Origin of the sequence: uncultured Formosa sp. (assembly GCF_947500765.1) — a bacterium.
GTDB lineage: Bacteria > Bacteroidota > Bacteroidia > Flavobacteriales > Flavobacteriaceae > Formosa.
In genome coordinates this window covers 1-19,823 of record NZ_CANMTH010000018.1, presented here as the reverse complement: position 1 = coordinate 19,823, position 19,823 = coordinate 1, and the positions used below count along the sequence as shown (strand labels likewise).

At 28.9% G+C, this 19,823-nt stretch carries 18 protein-coding genes; all 18 read right to left on the bottom strand.

The genetic code is table 11. The features are described 5' to 3' along the window. Window positions 1-208: 208 nt before the first annotated feature. Entirely contained in the window at window positions 209-577 is a 369-nt protein-coding gene (locus tag Q1B05_RS17955) for a hypothetical protein (protein ID WP_299782727.1), read from the bottom strand. A 163-nt stretch (window positions 578-740) separates the two neighbouring features. Next, the gene (locus tag Q1B05_RS17950; protein ID WP_299782725.1) at window positions 741-1,451 is read right to left on the bottom strand and encodes a hypothetical protein; all 711 of its coding nucleotides are present in this window, start codon (window positions 1,449-1,451) and stop codon (window positions 741-743) included. Between the two features lie 157 nt (window positions 1,452-1,608). Continuing rightward, a complete protein-coding gene (locus tag Q1B05_RS17945) occupies window positions 1,609-3,267 on the bottom strand; it encodes an ATP-binding protein (RefSeq protein WP_299782723.1) in 1,659 nt (552 codons plus the stop codon). Then, window positions 3,267-4,475, bottom strand: coding sequence for a DUF4297 family anti-phage-associated protein (locus tag Q1B05_RS17940; RefSeq protein ID WP_299782721.1), 1,209 nt, complete (start codon window positions 4,473-4,475; stop codon window positions 3,267-3,269). The genes Q1B05_RS17945 and Q1B05_RS17940 overlap by 1 nt, the downstream gene beginning before the upstream one ends. Window positions 4,476-4,655: 180 nt before the next feature. Beyond that, complete coding sequence (locus Q1B05_RS17935) at window positions 4,656-5,294, bottom strand: hypothetical protein (RefSeq protein ID WP_299782719.1); 639 nt, start codon at window positions 5,292-5,294, stop codon at window positions 4,656-4,658. A gap of 142 nt (window positions 5,295-5,436) precedes the next feature. Continuing rightward, window positions 5,437-8,685: a hypothetical protein gene (locus Q1B05_RS17930; RefSeq protein WP_299782717.1), complete on the bottom strand. Its 3,249-nt coding sequence runs from the start codon at window positions 8,683-8,685 to the stop codon at window positions 5,437-5,439. 179 nt (window positions 8,686-8,864) lie between these two features. After that, window positions 8,865-9,413: a hypothetical protein gene (locus Q1B05_RS17925; RefSeq protein ID WP_299782715.1), complete on the bottom strand. Its 549-nt coding sequence runs from the start codon at window positions 9,411-9,413 to the stop codon at window positions 8,865-8,867. A gap of 244 nt (window positions 9,414-9,657) precedes the next feature. Next, complete coding sequence (locus Q1B05_RS17920) at window positions 9,658-10,083, bottom strand: hypothetical protein (RefSeq protein WP_299782713.1); 426 nt, start codon at window positions 10,081-10,083, stop codon at window positions 9,658-9,660. A gap of 147 nt (window positions 10,084-10,230) precedes the next feature. Next, complete coding sequence (locus Q1B05_RS17915; protein WP_299782711.1) at window positions 10,231-10,968, bottom strand: hypothetical protein; 738 nt, start codon at window positions 10,966-10,968, stop codon at window positions 10,231-10,233. Between the two features lie 140 nt (window positions 10,969-11,108). Next, window positions 11,109-11,690: a hypothetical protein gene (locus tag Q1B05_RS17910; RefSeq protein WP_299782709.1), complete on the bottom strand. Its 582-nt coding sequence runs from the start codon at window positions 11,688-11,690 to the stop codon at window positions 11,109-11,111. 1,865 nt (window positions 11,691-13,555) lie between these two features. Continuing rightward, entirely contained in the window at window positions 13,556-14,353 is a 798-nt protein-coding gene (locus tag Q1B05_RS17905) for a hypothetical protein (RefSeq protein ID WP_299782707.1), read from the bottom strand. Window positions 14,354-14,435: 82 nt separating this feature from the next. Next, on the bottom strand, window positions 14,436-14,942 hold the full coding sequence (locus Q1B05_RS17900; protein ID WP_299782705.1) for a hypothetical protein: 507 nt from the start codon (window positions 14,940-14,942) through the stop codon (window positions 14,436-14,438). Window positions 14,943-15,096: 154 nt separating this feature from the next. Beyond that, window positions 15,097-15,930, bottom strand: a complete 834-nt coding sequence (locus Q1B05_RS17895; protein ID WP_299782703.1) for a hypothetical protein — start codon at window positions 15,928-15,930, stop codon at window positions 15,097-15,099. A 182-nt stretch (window positions 15,931-16,112) separates the two neighbouring features. Continuing rightward, window positions 16,113-16,667, bottom strand: a complete 555-nt coding sequence (locus Q1B05_RS17890) for a hypothetical protein (RefSeq protein WP_299782701.1) — start codon at window positions 16,665-16,667, stop codon at window positions 16,113-16,115. A 181-nt stretch (window positions 16,668-16,848) separates the two neighbouring features. Beyond that, complete coding sequence (locus Q1B05_RS17885; protein WP_299782699.1) at window positions 16,849-17,346, bottom strand: hypothetical protein; 498 nt, start codon at window positions 17,344-17,346, stop codon at window positions 16,849-16,851. Between the two features lie 161 nt (window positions 17,347-17,507). Then, complete coding sequence (locus Q1B05_RS17880) at window positions 17,508-17,984, bottom strand: SRPBCC family protein (RefSeq protein ID WP_299782697.1); 477 nt, start codon at window positions 17,982-17,984, stop codon at window positions 17,508-17,510. A 152-nt stretch (window positions 17,985-18,136) separates the two neighbouring features. Beyond that, on the bottom strand, window positions 18,137-18,817 hold the full coding sequence (locus Q1B05_RS17875) for a hypothetical protein (RefSeq protein ID WP_299782695.1): 681 nt from the start codon (window positions 18,815-18,817) through the stop codon (window positions 18,137-18,139). A gap of 154 nt (window positions 18,818-18,971) precedes the next feature. Continuing rightward, the gene (locus Q1B05_RS17870) at window positions 18,972-19,736 is read right to left on the bottom strand and encodes a hypothetical protein (protein ID WP_299782693.1); all 765 of its coding nucleotides are present in this window, start codon (window positions 19,734-19,736) and stop codon (window positions 18,972-18,974) included. Window positions 19,737-19,823 lie beyond the last annotated feature (87 nt).

Genomic DNA, 19,823 nt, shown 5'->3' with positions numbered 1-19,823 from the left:
TAATGTTTGGCAAAAAATCAGTTGATTTTAATTGAGATTTTTTGAGTTTGAGTGAGTTTCCGCAATTGCTGGCAACGTTTATGTATAAGAATAGTTGCGGGTTTGCGTGCGAGGATTTTCCGCAGGAAAATCAGATGTAGCAAACACGCAACCACCTTTGTTTTAGCACTAAACCGCAATTATTTTTATACGGTGTTGTGGTGCGTTATTATTTTTTCGCATTGGTTTTGTCAATATTTTTTAATTCAGTCAGCAGTTTTTTATTTATTATTCCGCGTTGTGCTATAAAAGTTTTAGTTCGGTCATTTTTTTTTACCAAAACAATTATTGGGTCGTTCACATTTAAAATCAAATCCGAGTTTTTTTCAATTCCGAACAGTTTTATGTCAGATTGAGTTCCGTATGCGTAATGATATGTCTTTTTAAATTTTTCAGAATAAGAAAATCCGTTTTCTATTTCAGTTATTATTCCTTGCGTTTGAGTGAAGTCAGATTCATTAAATTCAGTTTTAGAATCAGATTTTCCTTTTCCACAAGAACTTAAAATTATGAATGTAAAAATCAAAATTTTGTTCATTTACGGTCAGTTTTTTAATGCACCACAACGGTTACGTATAAGAATAGTGCGGTTTTGTGTGCGAGGATTTTCCGCAGGAAAATCAGAAGTAACAAAAAAGCACTAGACTTTGATTAAGCACTAATCTACGCATTATTTTTATGCGATGTTAGGCACAGTATTTTTAATATTTATCCTTTTCCGATATTTTCAAATTCGTTAAAGAAATCAAATAATCACAAGCATTATAAAAATCGCCTTTTTCTGGGTAAAAAACACTTACAGCTCTATAATTTTCGGAATTCACTCCTTCTAAAATCCATTCAGAACCATCAGTATCCATTGAATATCGACCTAATTCCATATTCCAAAAATCAGCTTTTTTAACTAATTCATTGAAATTTTTCCATTCCTTTTTAGTGATGTTTTTGCTTTCGTTAATTATTATTTCAATCGGTTTATGATTTTCATCTAATTTGAGTGTTTTCCAATTCAAATTATACTTTTGTTCCGTTTCTGAAATTCTGATTACAACAGGTTCGTGGAAAGACCTTAACCAAGTAAAGCGAAATATTTCATTATCAACTTTTCGATTAAATAGTAATGGTTCTCTCATTCCGAATAAATATTCAGAATACCATTCCATCACTGAATCATCGTATTTGTCTTTTGAGTAAATTCTTTTTGCTATATAGCTTGAATCTTTTTGTTGTATGTATTGAATCGAATCTATATAAGGAAACATTTCCTTTGGAAAGTAAAATTGGTTTTTATCTAATGGAACATTTAGGGAATCAACTTTAATTGTCTTATCGAAATATTTTTCAATCGGCTTTTTACATTGAAAAAGGAAAACAGATTGAACAAGAAAAATAAATAATATCGATTTCCTCATAGGTTGGTTCATATTGTGCCTAACGTTGTTGTATATGGTTTGTTGCGTGTTTCAAGCACTAAAGTTAGTAAATAAAACACAGATAGAAAGTCCGTGAGGACTTTCGTAAATTGTCTTGTACCAGCAATAAATTATATACGGTGTTATGGGCAGGGTTTTATGCATTCCATTCAGTTTTAATTTCATTAATATCCGCTTCTTTCCATTCCTCTTTCCATAATTCCCAATAAGGTATATCATTAGATGAAGGAGGTAAGCTACATTCATCAACTCTTATTATAGAAGGTAAAATAACTGCTTCTCCAATTAATAAACCTTCTCCTGCTTGTAAGGATGGGAGTTTGTCTGTTAAATTTCCTAATGTATCAGGTAAAAGTCGTTTAACATAATTTTGGTCTATTGGATTTGTTAACCTCATCGCAACAAAATTATTACATTGAGAAAAAATTGTCTCTGATAATTCAGAAGGTCTTTGACTTGCTAATAATAAAGTAACTCCATATTTTCTACCTTCTTTTGCAATACGTTCAATTGAGTTTTTAGAAGCTCGGTATTTTATTAAATCGCTTTTTGGAACATATTTATGAGCTTCTTCATAAACAAGTAAAAAAGGAGTGTCATTGTTTATTTTTTCATTCGGATTTTTTCTGGTTCTAATCTTTTTGTAATAATAACCATATTCAAAAATCATTCTTGATATTAGTGAAACTGTTAGGCTTAACACTTCAAATGGCACACCGCTTAAATCTAAAATGGTTACGTTACTTTTTGGTGTAGTACTTTGACCAATAAGCTGTTTTATTGTATTTTCAAATGTTATTTTTTTACTTTTATCTCCTAATAAAAAATCAAATCGTTTGTCATTTAATTTACTTTCTAAACGACTAACAAAGTTTGTTAGTTTACCATATAAACTACCTTGTTTAGTTTTATCGTTACCTTTTGCATCTTGACCTGTAATGATTAATTCTTTATTTTTTGATATAGCAAATTTTAGAATTTCATTTATATCAAATAGTAAAGGTGCATCATAATGTATTTTATGTTTATCGGCTTCAGCTCCTTTAAATTTGCTTTTTCTATCAGCAATCACAGCTTCTTTAAATACATTACGCTGATTATGGTCGTTTGCTTCTGTATCAATAAAAAGTTCTTCTAACTCTTCACTTGTTAATAACCAATAAGGTAAGACTAAATCATCTATTCCAAGGATATTAGCATTTGGAAAAGCTGATTTATATTCAGAATGAATGTCAAATATTATTATATGTGAATTGTTTAATGAAAAATCTCCGTTTTTTTGTTCAACTGCTTGTTGAATTATCTTAGTAACGGTATGTGATTTTCCAGAACCTGTTGAACCAATTACAGCAATATGTTTATTGAAAAATTTATTACCATTTACAGGAATTCTGATTTTTTTATTAGAAGACAAAGAAGAAAATGTAAATTTTTCTTTTTCTTTTGTTGAATGAGAGTATATACTTAAAATTTCACTTTCTTTTGCTGGCTCTACTTTTTTTGGAGGTATTGCAATTGTATCTCCACCTCTTTGAAATTTATCATCTTTTACAACACCTAAAGGATTAGCTTCAATGATATATCTACGCTTGGCAGTTCCTTCTTCTGGAACTTCAATTAAGAAATTATCAATCATTGCTATTAAAGCAATATCGTCATCATCAGATATACGGATATAAGAACCTATTTTTAATGTTTCGGAAGCAGATTGTATGAAATCGTCATCAACTGCAATTTTCACTTTGTTTGGATATACAGAAATTACTTCTGCGCTTACTTTTTCTTCTTCTGCCATTAGATTATTTCTTTAATATGATTTAGGTCGGATATTTGAATGTTTACATTTTTAATTCCTGTATCACTAATTGTGATAAGTGGATTTGTAAAGTAAAAATGAAATACTTGTTTTGTTTTAGATATTGCGGATAATAATTCGTTAACCTCTGTAATGTCTTTAATTATTTTAATTTTCAATTGATTGATGCAAGTAGCTTCTGTTTTAATCGCTTTTGTATGGAATTTGGACCCTGCATATGGTTTGCCATCAATAAAATTAAATTCCTCTTTAAATAGTTCATCTTTCAGTAGCAATAAATCTGAATCAGTAATATTTGGAAAACAGATATAAGGACAAAAAGTTTTAGGTTCTCTTTTACTTAAATTTGAATAGCCTTTAGATATAATCTGTATTAGTTCCTTAATTTCACTAAGATTGTGTTTAATCGGTAATTCTATAATAAAAAATCGTTCAAAAGGAGATTTGTTTAAAGTTCTAAAATGTTGTTTTTTTAGTGCTTTATGGTAGTTTTGAAGACCTTTTAATTCCGAAAACCATTTATTGAATAAGACATTTTTGTTGTTGATTTTATCTAAAAAATCTTTTTTTGAAATAGTACGCTTACTAATGTTATCTTCAATTGCAATTTTTCGGATTTCATTTAGAGCATTATTGTAAAAATAATATTCAGCATCAAAGGTATCACAGGAAAAAGTAGTTGATAAAGAAGAGATAATGTTCGTAAGCTGTAATTGATATTCTTTAGCGTTTATATCAATTATCAATAAATCGATAAACTCTTGTAAGTCGGTGTCTGAAAGACCTAATTTTGTATGGTGTTCGTGTTTTACTTTTGAACTTGTATAGGTTAAGAAGTTTTCTTTTAAAAATTTCACACTAATTGGAAGTGAAAGTTTACTTTGCCCCGATTTATAGTGTCCGTATAATTTGTATTTAATTTGGGGTACTGTTCCATTTTTTACACTTTTAAAATGGTCAAGCATTAACCTAATAGGTTTGGAAATTACTGAATGGTTATATTCGGTTTTCGCATAATATTTACATTGTATAGCTGTTTCATCAGTTGATGAATTAATATCAATATCTTCAATTCCCTCAACAACAATTTCATCAGAGTCTTTGGATAGATTTAATATTTCAGCAATCGAATAATCAAATTGATAGAAGTATCCCTTAATAGTATCTGTTGCACTTCTGTTACTCATTTTTTACTTTGTAGTTTGTCGGTTACGTTTTTCACCTTGCCCATAACGGTCTCGTATAAGAATAGTTGCGGGTTTGCGTGCGAGGAATTTCCGAAGGAAATTCAGACGTAGCAAATACGCAACGACCTTTGATTAAGCACTAAACCGCAATTATTTTTATACATTGTTGTGCGTTCGTTTTTATTTTTCTCCAACCCAAATTTTACCTTTTGGCAAGAAATAAATCGTGTCTTTATTTCCGTTTGGGCTGTCAATTTCTTTATTCTTATAATTACCTTTTTCCAATTTGGTCAAAAGTCTTCTGTCCGAATAACTGTCTTCAATTCGTTCGTATTGGTCAATTGGCCAAAGCAAATCACTTTTCCAATAAGGCTCTTCGTCAGCTTTGGGTTGCCAATTAAAATCAGAACTCAATTGATTAGTAAATGATGAGCTATTTTGCTTAAAATCTGCTTTTTCAAATATGTTTTCATAATATTCAATTTTGTCGTCAATTGCACAGACCACTTGAGATTTTGAAATCCTTGGCTCGTAAAGCCATATTTTTAAATAATACGGTTTGTTTCGTTTTTCTAATTCAGTTTTCCAACTGTCATAGATTTTTTCAAGTCCATTTAGAATATCTTTTTTCGCTTTTCCTTTTGGTTCAGGAATCTGGCTGTCTGTCAAAGTCAAATTGTCCCAAGGTTCAACATATACTTTTGCGTATTCATATTTGTGTTCAGTCAGATGTTGAATATTCAATTCCGAATATCCATTTATCCAATTCTGAATATTAGAAACCTTTCTTTTTAAACCTCTGATTTTCTTGTATCTCACAGTTTTTCTTAAATGACGCACAACGTGTTTGTATATGGTTTGTTGCGTGGTTTAGCACGTAATTTAGCAAATAAAAACCGAATAGAAAATCTGCGAGGATTTTCGTAAGTAGGCTAGAACTAGCAATAAATTATATACGGTGTTAGGTGCAGGCTTTTATTTTCAGGTTAAACATAGACAAATTAATAAATTTTTCAAAACTATTAACAGCTACCTTAAATTCTTTGTCACTTCTATAAATTTTTATCATTGCAAGTATATTTCCGGGATGATAATAAAGAGAATGAAAATAATTTATACTTTTCGTTTTGTTTATTAAAGAGTTATATAATATTTCCTGAAAATTTTCAGTAATCTCCTTTGAATCATATATTTTGAAAATATCAATTTCTGGTAAAGAGGTATAATTTCCATCAGAAAATTTTGCTATTTCATAAGGCTTCAATTGCTTCTTTTTAATAAAGTTCAAGTCTTTGATAGTAAGGATACCACTATCAAATCTTTGTTGACTATTTTGTTTGTATTTGTCATAGTCGTTCTGTTCAATTTGTTCTTCAAACCTTAATTTTGATTGATTAAACTTGAGAACAGTTTTTTGTTGATTTTTTTTGAACCTAATTTTAAACTTGAATAAACTTAGTGTAAACTCAAGGTTGTTAAAATAATTAGAATGAAGTACGTTTTCTACATCTTCAAAATTAATGGAAAGACTACGATTGTATTCCATTAATCTATTTTCTGCAATATTATATGTTCGCTCTTCTAGTCTGTTTATATATTTTATAGGGAGTTTAAACCATTCAATATTTAATTCTTTTATGTCAAAATTCTTTTCTAAAAATGAAATTATTTCTGATGGTTTATATAAAACTACAAACTCTGACAGTAAATGTCTATACCCTTTTTCAGAGACATCTTGTATCTTGTGAATCAACTTCACACACTCTTTGAGGTCTATCAAATCTTCACTTTGTAATGTTTTTAAAGCAATAGGAAGACTATATAATGTGTAATCCTTTCTTTGATAATATTTAATCCAATATGGATAAATATTTTGAATATCAATTTTTCTATTTTCTAATAATGCTAATCGAATATGATTATGAATTTTGTCTCTTAGATTGAAACTTCCCAAATGAGCATACTTATAAATAATTTTTTTTAAAGTTAATTCGTGATATTCATTTTTCTCTCCGTCAATTTTGAAACCATATGAAAGAAGATTGGTGTAAACATCTTTCAAAATCCAATTTAAATAGAAATCTTGAATATTTTTATTTCGTAATAACTCTTGAAGTTTTAAAGTAGCGTTAGATGATTTTCCGATTAAATATTCTTCGAAACTAGATTTAAGATATTCATAATCTTCAATTTGGGAGTTATGAATTACTATGTTTTCTATAATTTGTGTTAGGTGTTCTCTAAAATTAATTTTGTCTTTTAAGGCTTCGTCAATCGTTTTTTTATTTAGCGGTTTTGAATGTTTTTTTATATAGTTGACTTCTTCGTAAACATCATTTTCCAGTTCATTATGGAAATATTCTGTGCTATAATTATCATTTGCTGTTCTATTATAAAGTAGTACTGCATTTTTTGTCTTTATGTAGTAATACATTCCAAACAGATATTCTGAACTTGTAATTTCTTCATCTGTTACTCCATTCTTTATCAATGACTGTACATAAGTATAATAAAATGTATTGAGAGTCGATATGTGTTCTCGTAAAACTAAATTTAAAATTAACGACAAATCGTAGTAATTAATTACACTTAAATCGTTTGGAGAAATTTCGTTTAATGTTTCTCTAAGTTGAGTGTAAAATGTTATTATTGATTCATAATCAATTATGTTTTCTATTATTTTGTCAAATGTTCTTATTGAGGAATATTTAACAATAATTTCTTTTTTTTGTTCTTTTGAGAGTTGAAATAAGCTAAATCGAGATAAAAACCTTTTTTCAAGATTTAAAATGGATTCGCTAACAATACTATTGACTTTATTAGTTTTATGAGAATAATCAACTTGCTTTCTTAAAAATGTGTTGAAACTATCGTGGAAAAGTGATATTCTATTTAGCTTAATGTCAAACAAATAAGGGTGTTCCTTAATAAATTCGGTTACATAATATTTTTCATCTCCTATAAATAAATCTATTTCAGTTTCCATTATATAAGATTTAGAACATAGAAAAAGGGATAAACTTTGTTTTCCTTTTTCATTTGAAATAATTTCCTGATAATATGAATCTATATTATAAATCTGCTCAATTGGAGGTGTTTTTTTGTGTAATTTATAGTGTTCTGTAATGTATTTAACTATGATTGGGTAACCTTGTGAGATTTTATAAATCTCATTAATAATTAAATATTCCGATAGATGAAAGAGTTCTTTTAATACTTTTTCAGTTTGTTTTAAATTCCAATTTTCAAGCGTGTGCTTTTTCCAGTCTAATTTGCTAACAAGTGGTCTTGATAAAACAATTATTTCACAATAATCCTTTGCTCTATTAATGAAATTTATAAAACGGTCAAACTCAGAATTATTGTAATTCTCTACGTGGTCAAGACCATCAATTATAAACGTTTTCTTTTCTACTTTTAATTCGTCTAAGAGTTCTTCAATTGTTCTTGTGTTTTGGTCATAAAAAAGCTTGGTATTTAAATCACGAATAAAATTTTCAAATTTTAGCCTCTCTTGATAATCTCTGTCTTGATTTCCAACCCAAAAGCGATATAAAATATTGCTTTCATATTCTTTTGTAAGTGTATTTACAAAATGACTTTTTCCAATTCCAGGTTTACCTTCAATCAATAGTAGCTTATCAAATTTTAGAAGTTTATGACTAATTGTAACAGATTCTTCCTGTAATTCTGTTATAAATACTTTAAGTTCAGGAAGAGACTCTCTTGAAATTTCCCATATTCTTTTATCTAAAGTTGTATTGAAAAAAGAATCTATTTCGTTTCTTCTTCGAGGATTATTTATATATAAATCATCTATTTTTTCATCAATTTGAGTTCTTGATAATGAAATTATTGAAATATTATTTGCTAATTTATAACTTGGGAAGTTCAGTATTTCCTCATTTGATTTGAAGGAAATATTTCTAAAGAATATTATATTTTGTTTTGAAGATAATTCAAGAGGTTTGTGCCCTTTTATTATGACTTTATTGTCCTGAATTTTTAGGTCATTAAACTTTATATTCTGAAAATCTTTTATTTGAAATTGAATTACTTCTGAATTAGTCGTGATTACTAAATCGTCAAAATTATCTGTAGTTTTAGCTTCTATTTCAATTTTAGAAATATTGCGTTCCACATCCATTAATGAAAGTAGGAGAAAGGTTACTTGTTTTTGATAAGTGTAGCCACTAAATGCGTTTTTCATCTATTTTACTAAATTATTTTTACTTATCAAATTTTCAATTCGGAGGACGGTTTTCAGCTTGCACCTAACGGTTTTGTATAAGAATAGTGCGGTTTTGTGTGCGAGGATTTTCCGAAGGAAAATCAGAAGCTAGCAAAACTGCACTAACCTTTGATTAAGCACTAAACTAAGCATTATTTTTATACGGTGTTAGCATTAGTTTTTTCTTCTTTAATGATATAATTTTTAATTTCCGTTTCCCATTCCGAATATTCAATTTTTTGTAATCCTTTGCTTGAAATCAGTTTTGTGTTTTTGTCTAATTTTTTTAAAACAGATTTGAGATTGGGATTTCCATTCATATATGGCCAATCAGTAAAAAGTCTGCCATATTCCCAATAATTATAATCGTCTTTGATTGATTCTTGCCATTTGTTAAGGAAATAACTGTTCAAATGTTTGCCATTTATTCTAGGGTCAAAAAGAATCATAGTAATCAAACTTTCTATTCCGTTTTTGTTTCTCCAATTGTAGCTAATAATCACAGTATAACCATTAATTTTTCCAATCAAATAATCCTTTTCGGTTTTGAATCCAACTTTGAGGAAATCAGTAAACTTTGCAGTTTTTAATTTTTTAGACCTTTGTTTTGGTCCAAAGTATTTATCATAAATAAAGAGTAAAGTTCCAAGAAAAATAGATAAACCTATAATTAACATTAATAGATTAGTAAATCCGTCAATTCCCATATTAAATTTCCCCGTAATTATAGTCGAGAATAAAGTTGAGAAAACTATAATTGAAAAATAACTTAGAGCTTTTTTGTAGTAGTTGAGGATTTTCATCAAATTAATGCTAACGTGTTTGTGTATGATTAGTTGCGTGTTTTAAGCACTAAAGTTAGTAAATAAAACACAGATAGAAAGTCCGCGAGGACTTTCGTAAATTGGCTAAAACCAAGCAATTAATTATACACGGTGTTAGCATACGTTTTTATATTTCAGCATACATAAATTCAACTTTCTGTAATTCAATTCCGCTTTTAGTTTTCTTTAATTTCATTCGATAATTACTAAAACCAACGTATCTAATTATGTCTTCCACTTTGTCAGATTTAGGTTTTTGTAAAATCCTAAGGCGATATTCCATTTTATTTATCCGAACGAATTCCGCAATTCTATATTCAAATTTTAATTCCGCATCTTCTTTCAGTTTGAATGTGAAATGAGTTCCGTTCAGATTGTTTTTCAGAAATTCCACATCAATTAATTCGGGAATCATTTCCGTATTCTCAATCGTGATTTCATTTCCGTATTTATCCGTAAAACTGAATTCAGAAGTTTGAGTTTTAAATCCGAATGAAACTCCGATTAAAATCAGAATAAATGTCAATTTCGATATTTTGTTTTTCAGTTCCAAAGTTTTTCTCAAATGTATGCTAACGGTCTAGTGTATGATTTCGTTGCATGTTTAAGCACTAAAGTTAGCAAATAAATCACAGATAGAAAGTCCGCGAGGACTTTCGTAAGTAGGCTATAACTAGCAATGAATTATACACATTGTTAGCTAACGTTTTTTTATTAATTCAATATTTTCAATTGTTTTTGTAGTTGATATCATAGAACCTTCTTTCTCAATTACAGATTTATCTATAATCATATAGTTTTCAGTCAGCTCTTTAATTTGCCACATTATATCGATATTTATTAAATTAGTATATAGCTTCATTGTCAAATATTCGTTACTACTGTTTATGTCTATTTCTGAATTAAATGTAAAATAGTTAGTCTTTAGCGAAATTGAATCTTCTGAAATTTTGTATATCGGTTGAGCCTGAAAATCAGCTTCTGTAAAATCGGGTGGTGGTGGCAAAGGTGGTGGTTTAGGAATGCTATTATTCGAATAGTAATCAGCTGATTCTTTTTCTACCCATTTGCCAATCAATAAGTCTTTATTCCATTTCGGATTTCTTTTTTTTAGCGTTATTTCATAATCCTCTACACCAATTAAAAGTCCATTAAAAGTATTTTCATCCAATTGCTTGATAGCCATAGTCCTTAATTCAAGAACTAAAATTTGGGTGTTGTCAAAATTTGTTGTTCGCCAAGGTAAGTTTCTGTCACTATATTCAAACACAGAGTAGGTAGAGTCTTTAAGTTCTATTGTCAATGTGTCTTTGTCAGATTTTGAGGTCATATCGAATGTATTTCCTCGTAGCTCATTCGCAATATCAATCCGTTCAATGTTTTTTTGACAACTAAACAGCGTTAAAATCAGTAGTAAAAATATTGTCGGTTTGTTCATTTTCAAATGTTAGCTAACGTGTTTGTATATGGTTTGTTGCGTGGTTAAGCAACTAAGTTAACAAATAAAAACTGAATAGAAAATCCGCGAGGATTTTCGTAAGTAGGCTAGAACTAGCAATAAATTATATACGGTGTTAGCTACTGCCTTTTTATTAATTTCGAACTAAAACTTAAATCTTGTATTTTAACATTATGCTTAATTGAATCTTCTATATTCTCTTGATTAAATAAAATCAATGCGACTTTTTCATTTCCGTTTTTTTCTTTCCTATCTCCAAATACAATACTCCTTAATTCAACCATATTATAAATTAAGCGACTACATATTCTAGTCATTTTAAAATCTCTTTCAGGGTCAAATAGTTTTGTTTTTACAATGGTTTCTTTTTCCTTATCGTTATATATTTGGTAAGAAGCAGAATTAGATAAATCAAAATTTATTTGTTCTTCCATTGTGTCAGCATCTAATATGTGAATTGAATTAAAAGAAGGAAATACTCTCATAGTATGTTTATTAGCATTGTATTCATCTCTTTTAGAAAAATCTGTAGCGATAGTTTTGATTATTTTTTTAATTGATTCAATACTTTTTTTTACAGAATCTTGATATTCTTCGTTGAATTTTTCTTTTGAAAAAGTTCCAACATAAAATAAATAATGTCCGATACTTACTTTGTGGTCAAGAAAATCAATCATTTCATCAAGAAAGTTTAATTTCATTTTTCCATTTGCTATATATTCTATCTTTTTGTAATTCTGGCTCCAATTAGATTTTACTAGTGCTCTTAAAATATTTCTGTTATCAGGAACTTTTCCTTTATTTGGTAAGAATGCGAAAAAAAATTCAAAAAAACTTTCTATTGAATGAAAGTAATTTTGTCTTAAATCTGCCTGAATAATAAATTTTGTGTTTTTAGTTAATGGTATTTTTACACCTTGAGATTCAAGTTCATTCTCTTTTATTACAGAATTTACTTTATCAGTATTCGAAAGTAGATTATTTAAATAAATTGCTCGTACTTCGTGATATTCTTTTAAGTAAGAATTATAAAAATTTTTGTAATCAGTTTCCAGGTTTGTTCGGTTTTTAGGTTGTAGCTAACGTTGTTGTGTATGGTTAGTTGCGTGTTTAAGCAACTAATTTAGTAAACAAAAACGAACGCGAGAAAATTCCGAAGGAATTTTCCAAATAGGCACTTGCCAAAGCAATTAATTATACACGGTGTTGTAAGTAGTAGTTTTTATTCGTTCTGTTTTTCATTCGGTTTAGTTTGGTCAGGTTTAGTTTTAAAATTCCGTTTTGATTTTTCCCTCGTAGTTATTCAAACGAATTATTTCACAATAATTTCAATTCACAATTTTTGTTTCCGTTCTGAAATTAAATCCGTTACGATTTTCACGTTTTATTAATGAGCATTAAGTTCAGCCGAAATTTTTGTGTTCAGTTTGGTTGGGTTATCAATTCATTCATTTTATGAACACTTTATTCGTTCATTTTTTGATTTTTATTAAATTAAGTTTGAACGATAAAAATATCATTGATAAAGAAAAAATAACACCTAAAATAGGATTCGTTATTTTATTATCAAAACTTATAAAGTCAAACAATATGTTTAGACTAACAAATAAAAGTCCTAAACAATTTAGTAATAACAAAAAAGTATGTTTTTTCATATGATTCCAATTTTTAAAATGTTGCTCAGCTATTACTTACAACGGTTTTGTGTATGGTTAGTTGCGTGTTTAAGCAACTAATTTAGTAAACAAAAACGAACGCGAGAAAATTCCGAAGGAATTTTCCAAATAAGCACTTGCCAAAGCAATTAATTATACACGGTGTTGCCAGTAGTAGTTTCTTTTATTCGTCCTTTTTATTTTCGTTCAGTTCCAAATTTACACGTTTTGTTTTAATTCCGACATTTTGTGTTTTGTTACTTTACTTAAAAATCAAAAAAAAATATCCAAAAATAATTCCAGCGTTTTGTTATTCTAACGTTGTTGTTTTTCAACCCGCAATTTTTTCGCGAACTATTCGGTTTAAATTATTTGCTTAGTTTAAAATTCCAACGTTGTGCTTTTCAGTCCGATTTGTTTTAAACTTCTGATTTTAAATTTCAGCGTTCTGCTTATAATTCCCACGTTATGAATTCCGCACGAATTGCTTTTTTTTTTCTTTAAATTCAGATTAATAGTTATTCCGATTATGAATTTAGAATGTTTTTATGGTACTACTGGCAACGTTATATAAAAAATAAATCCCAATAATTATTGAAGCTATTCCAGCACCTAGCAGTTGGAAATCATAATAGGATTTAAGTTTATATTCTTTAATAGCCTTTTTCACAAGCCAAAAACCAAAAATAATTAATGGTATGCATAATATAAGTTCCATAATAAAATCATTCTTCATTGTAAGATTTTTTATCGATGCTTTGGCTATTACTGGCAACGGGATTGTGTATGGTTAGTTGCGTGGTTAAGCAACTAATTTAGTAAACAAATACGAACCCGAGAAAATTCCGAAGGAATTTTCCAGATGAGCACTTGCCAAAGCAATTAATTATACACGGTGTTAGGCAACGTTTTTAAAATCCATCATCTGGATATTTTAAATAATCTACATTATTAAAACATACAAATACTTGATTGATAATATTCGTTAGCCTCTCATTTAGTTTTAAGAAAACATAATCATTTTCTCCTTTCATCTCAAGAAATTCTTCGTTTTTAAAGATGAAATTTACTCCATCAAATTCATATTCATAATCTCGCCCTTTGTAATAGCCAGCAGAGTGAAGCACACAATTCCTTAGTTTAGTACAAAACTCAATAAACTTAATGTCTTGGCTATAATTAATTCCGTAACAATCTGATTTAATTTTAGATAAATACTTAAATTTTCTAATTAATGGTATGAATGAAGTTTTGATAAGTTGGTCAATTATTTGTTCTTCATTTTTACATTGTTTTATTAATCGTATTAGTCTAGAATTTAAATCAGAAACTATTTGTTTTACTGCGATGTCAGTCTTTAAATTGTCAAAACATAAATCAACCGTAATTTCGAAATTTGTAAAAGAGTCAATGAAAAGTTTTCTATTAAGCTCATTATGATATCCATTTGATAATAATGGATGATCAGCAATTTCATAAACACTTAATATATGTGGTTTTAAATCAATAATATCTTCATCAAAATTAACTTTCCCGTTTTTAATTTGTGTACTTATTTCAAAATAGATTTTACCTAGATAGAAGTCATTGATAATCGTATATAAATTCTCAAAATATGCTTTTCTTACATCATTATCATTATAGGGTAATTTATAGATAAGTGCTTTTATTGAATTGACTAAATTTTTTAATTTATCGATGTTTTTCATATGGATTCCAATTTAAAATACTAGTACGCATTGTCTATAATTATTAAGCTTTAAGTCATTAATAAAGAGTTAATAGGTAATATTAAATCTTTCTATTTTTTAGATTTTGTATGTGGAAATGCATTGTATCAATACTGTTTTTATTTATGTATTCAACAATGAAATCAATAATATCATTGCGAAGTTTCACATGACTTTCAATAAAAGTTTTATAGTTAGTCTTTTTTAATTTTCCTTCAGAATTTGTTTCTAAAATAATATCCTTAACAATTATCTTAACAGAGTTTTTATCTGGATAAGTAAGTATTTCGTCTACAAAACGAGGATTTCTGTTTGTATGAGCAAATACGTTTCGGTTTGAAGATAGTTTTCTCAATTGACTTATTTGGTTTTTTGAGAATACATTTAAATTTATCAGAATTTTAATTTTTGCTCCAAAACTAATTACACTTGTGTTTAGAATATAATCCAAAAAGAATGTTTTATCCTTGGGACTTATATGATGTGTTATTATCAGATTTAGAAATAATTCTATTTCGTTGAAGACATGAATAGATTTGCCTGTATTTATATATGTTTCCTCTTTCATTGAGATTTCGAGTAATGTTGCCTAACGTTGTTGTGTATGGTTAGTGGCGTGTTTAAGCACCTAATTTAGTAAATAAAAACTGAATAGAAAATCCGCAAGGATTTTCGTAAGTAGGCGAGAACCAGCCATTAATTATACACGGTGTTAGGTGCAGTTATATTTCTAATTTATCTTTAATCATTGTTTCGTAGTTATTCAGTAAAAAAAGTTCAATTCCTTTTTGCTTTAATTTAGTATTAATTGTGTTAATTCCTTTTTGTAAGTGTCTATCTTTATTGAACATTTTAAGTTCAGTAAGTACTGCGTCAATAAAATCAAAAGATTCATTGTAAATACTCAAATCTTCCTTATTAGTGAAGATTTTATTAACTGTATCAAAAAAAGGGGCTTCATTTGTTTTCCAATTATAGCCTTTTGTAAGTCCAATATTTCGAACTTTTATATTGTCATATTCTTTGTCAATCCATTTGCTCAGAATATCTCTTTTCTTGTATATTAAATCGGTGTTTGCTGTTTCAGAAATTTTTAAAGTAAGAACAGGCTCTCCTAAGCTAAGAGTTAATATTCCATCTTGTTGATTATTTTCATTTATTTCATCTAAAGTTATTATTAATCCATTGCAATTACTGTTTAAAGAAGGTAAACAGTTAACAATATGTAAAGAATAAATTTCCATAGAAGAATCTTTAATATTTACACTACCAATAAAATAAGGATAATCTAAATTCAATAGCCAATTGTATTCATAATCTTTTATAAATTCAATTTCCCTAACACTTTTAGATTTAAATTGAATTCCAAATGTTTTGTTTGCTAATTCTCTTAAAGCTGAATTTTCGTCTATTTTGAGTATAGTTGCTATTGTGTCAATTCCGAAATCATCAGCCTTGGTTATTGGTGCTAAAGAACAAAATTGTCTTAATAATAATTTACCTAAATCTTCTGCTATATCTGCTTTTCTAATATTTGTTGCTGTTGCTCCAGGCATTTTTCTTAGTTAATATTTATTAGTATGAGTGGTAATTGCACCTAACGTGTTTGTGTATGGTTAGTTGCGTGTTTCAGCAACTAATTTAGTAAACAAAAACGAACGCGAGAAAATTCCGAAGGAATTTTCCAAATAAGCAACGACCAAAGCAATTAATTATACACGTTGTTGTATGCAGTTTTTTATTCATTTATATACTTGAATTTCGGTCTATTATCGTGTAGTTTGAATTCCTTATTTACATATACTACGCTCTGCAATTCCATTCGTATATTTTTGTCGTCATCGGTTCCGAAAACATTGATTTTAGTTACAAAATTCTCTTTCAAATTATTTAACTCAAAAGTTTTTGAATTTGGCCAGGTGATAATTGAGTCTTTTCCTGGTTTCGGAAAAATGATGTCATAAGTTACGCTGTCTATTTTTGAGCTATTCCACTTAAATTCTTTAAATGCAATTTCCATATCATATTTCGCAAGGTCAATATGCTCTTTCTGCTTTTCAATCGTGAAGTCAATGTATTCTTTTATTTGGTCATTATTAAAATCCGTTTGTCCATATTTTCTCAATACTTTTTTCAATTCCGATTTGTTCAGATATAATTCTTTTTGTTCGGTTACGTCTGTTTTGTAAGTCAGAAAAACTGATTTTCCAAATTCCTCAATCGTTTGGTTTTTCTCTTGGCAAGAAATTCCAATCAGACATAATATGAGAACAATTATTTTTTGTTTAAACATTCGATTTTGATTGATTAATGGCGTTTTGGTCAAATTGCATACAACGTGTTTGTGTATGGTTAGTTGCGTGGTTAAGCAACTAATTTAGCAAACTTTTACGAACCCGAGAAAATTCCGCAGGAATTTTCGCAAGTAAGCACATAAAAAGCAATTAATTATACACGGTGTTGTGGTGTCGTTTTTATTTCCGTTTTAATTTTTCAATTCCATTTAAAATTTCAGTTCGATTTTTTTTCGATGTCATCCATTTTGGAAGTCGAGAACCTAAACTTTTATTTCGCGTTGGACTGTTTTCACGATTCCTTAATTCAGCACTAACGTGGTTTTCTATAAAATCCAAATGCTCATAATTATAAGCCCATAAAAGTCCATCTGGCATTTCTTTTTGTAACCAAAGTGGAAGTCGAAAATATGGGTCAATGTTAGCTCCAATTATTAGATTTCGCATTTCATATTCAATTCCGCTACGTTCAGAAGTCCATTTGTCTTTTGGTGTTTCCGAATAATATTTATTCATTCCGCATTTTGTGCAAATCAGTTTTATTTCTTTTTCTTTAAGGTCTCTTAAATGGCCTTTTGAACGAATAATTGCTTGATTCTCGCACTTCGGACAAACAACATAAATATCACTCAAAAATTCGTAAAGAGTCTTTTCGTATGCGTTAAATTTCGTTTTCATAATGTTTGTCTTAAATGCACCACAACGGTCTCGTATAACCGTCAGTTACGGGTTAAATTAGCGATTATTTTCGGTTTAGCACAGACGTTAGCAATTCCGAGTAGATTCGGACGTAGTCGAATCCGCCGTAATTGCGGTTATACATTGTTGTACACAGTACTTTATTCATTTATAATTTCTTTCCATTTTTCAGATTCCGCAAACTCTCTTACAATTCGGTTTCTTTCAATTAGTAATTCAGTCATATACTTTTTCAGAAAGAGCTTGTCAGCTAACTTTCCTAAAATACCCAAAGGTGATTTATAGTCAAAAAAGTCAGTCATCAAAGTTCCGCCATTCGATTCCGCAAAGTGATGTTCGTGTTTAAATTCCGCAAACGCTCCTTTAACCATTTCGTCCGCAAAGTAATTCGGTCTGTCATATTCCGTTATTTTGGAAGTCAGTTTTTGATAGATTCCAAAGTGTTTAGCTCTCCAAGTTACACTTTCATTCATTCCAATTAATCCGCTTGTTTTTCCAGCGATTGCTTCTTCATTAGTTTGTTCAGTCGATATTTTGTGCAAATCGATACTTCGTGACAAGTCAAACACGATATTTCTGTCGGCTTTTATTTCAGTCTGAAGTTCGATTCTCGGCATTTTTGGGGTATTGTGTACAACGGTTTTGTGTATGATTAGTGGCGTGTTTAAGCACCTAATTTAGCAAATAAAAACCGAATAGAAAATCCGCGAGGATTTTCGTAAGTAGGCGAGAACCAGCCATTAATTATACACGGTGTTGCCAGTAGTATTTATTCCCACGTTATTTTTTTATTCAGTTCTTTTATTTTTCCGTTTTCTTGATTTTGTAAAATCTTTATTTTAGAATTTTTAATTTCAATTTTATCAATAATTCCATAAATTTGACCATTTCCACGATTCCAATCTTCTGGTAAACTCAATTCCGCCTTTTTTTGACTGTCGGTTTCGACAACCATTAAACTTAAAGAGTTTCCATTGTTTTCACTAACTGCAATATATAAATTCGGATTATCAGTTTTGTAATCAGCGTATTTTATTTCGGGATAATATTCGATTGGCATCACGATTGGTTTTTCCGATTCTATATTAAAAATCAAGACATATCTGCAATTCGTTCCGCAACCATTTATTAAAGCAAAACTTTTTTCCGTAATCCACTCAATTTGGTTTGTGAAAGGAATTCCGAGCATTTGATATTCCTCCGTTTTTAAGTCGATTGTATATTTTTTGTTCTCGTTTCCAAATTCCGCTGTTAGATTTTGCCAATCATTTTCAGGTTTTGAATAAATTTTCAGAAATTTGCCATTTGAAATTGTGTCGACCCAAAATATGGTTTCGCTTTTTTCAGTCAGTTCAGTTTTGATTTCCGATTTTAATAAATTCAGGTTTTTCTCTTTCTGATTACAACCAAAAAAAGTCAGAATTATTAATATTAACGGGATTTTGTTCATATTACTGGCAACGTGTTTGTATATGATTTGTTGCGTGTTTTAAGCACCTAATTTAGCAAATACAAACCGAATAGAAAATCCGCGAGGATTTTCGTAAATAGGCTAGAACTAGCAATAAATTATATACGGTGTTGTGCAACGTTTTTTATTTTCTTTACCACGAATGGAAGTAATACATAAAGCCTCCATCGCTTTTTAAATATAGTGTAAATCTTTCTCCTTCCGAATACATATGAGCAACAGTCGCAACAGAATTATATTCCATTGGGTTTTCGGTGAAATGTAATTCAGTCAAATTTCTGTCAGATAATCCCGTAATTGCTTTTCGCCAAATTATATTTCCGTTTTTGTCTTTACTCGTAAGTATTGTTTTATCATCAGCTTTTGAAACAACTAAAGCTCCAAATTCAGTTTCCTGCGTTTTAGTTGGTTTTAATTCTGATTCCTCTTTAAATTTAGTTCCATAAAAAGGTCCATCATCGAAAGTTGTTGTCATTTTTGGTAAATATTCCACATTTTCGACTTGGGAATAGAAGTCAGCACGTAAGAAGTCAATTTTTTCAGCGATTGATTTTTTTAGAAATTCGGTTGAATCAATTTCTCTAATTTTTAAATAGATTTCTGAAATTTTATTAAAATAACTAGTATCAATTTCTTTACTGCAATTCGGATGATATACCTTTAATTGATAGATAATCATTGGAATAATGAAGTTCGTTTTAATTTCAGATTGACCTCTGTCTTTGGCAAAATCCATTTTCGATAATCCGCCAAGTTCAGATTCTGGCCATTTTATAATTTCCATTTTGTCTAAACCAAAAAAGTCGAGATACTTTATTTCATAACAGTCTTTAGACTCTTGTCCAAATAAAGTCAGATTTATAGCTAAAAATAATATTGTTAAAATTCGATTTCTCATTTTTTGGTCAAATGTCTTGTCCTGAAATATGGCTACAGTTTAAAATTGAATTAAGCTGATAATTTATATACCATATTCGGTGTTTTA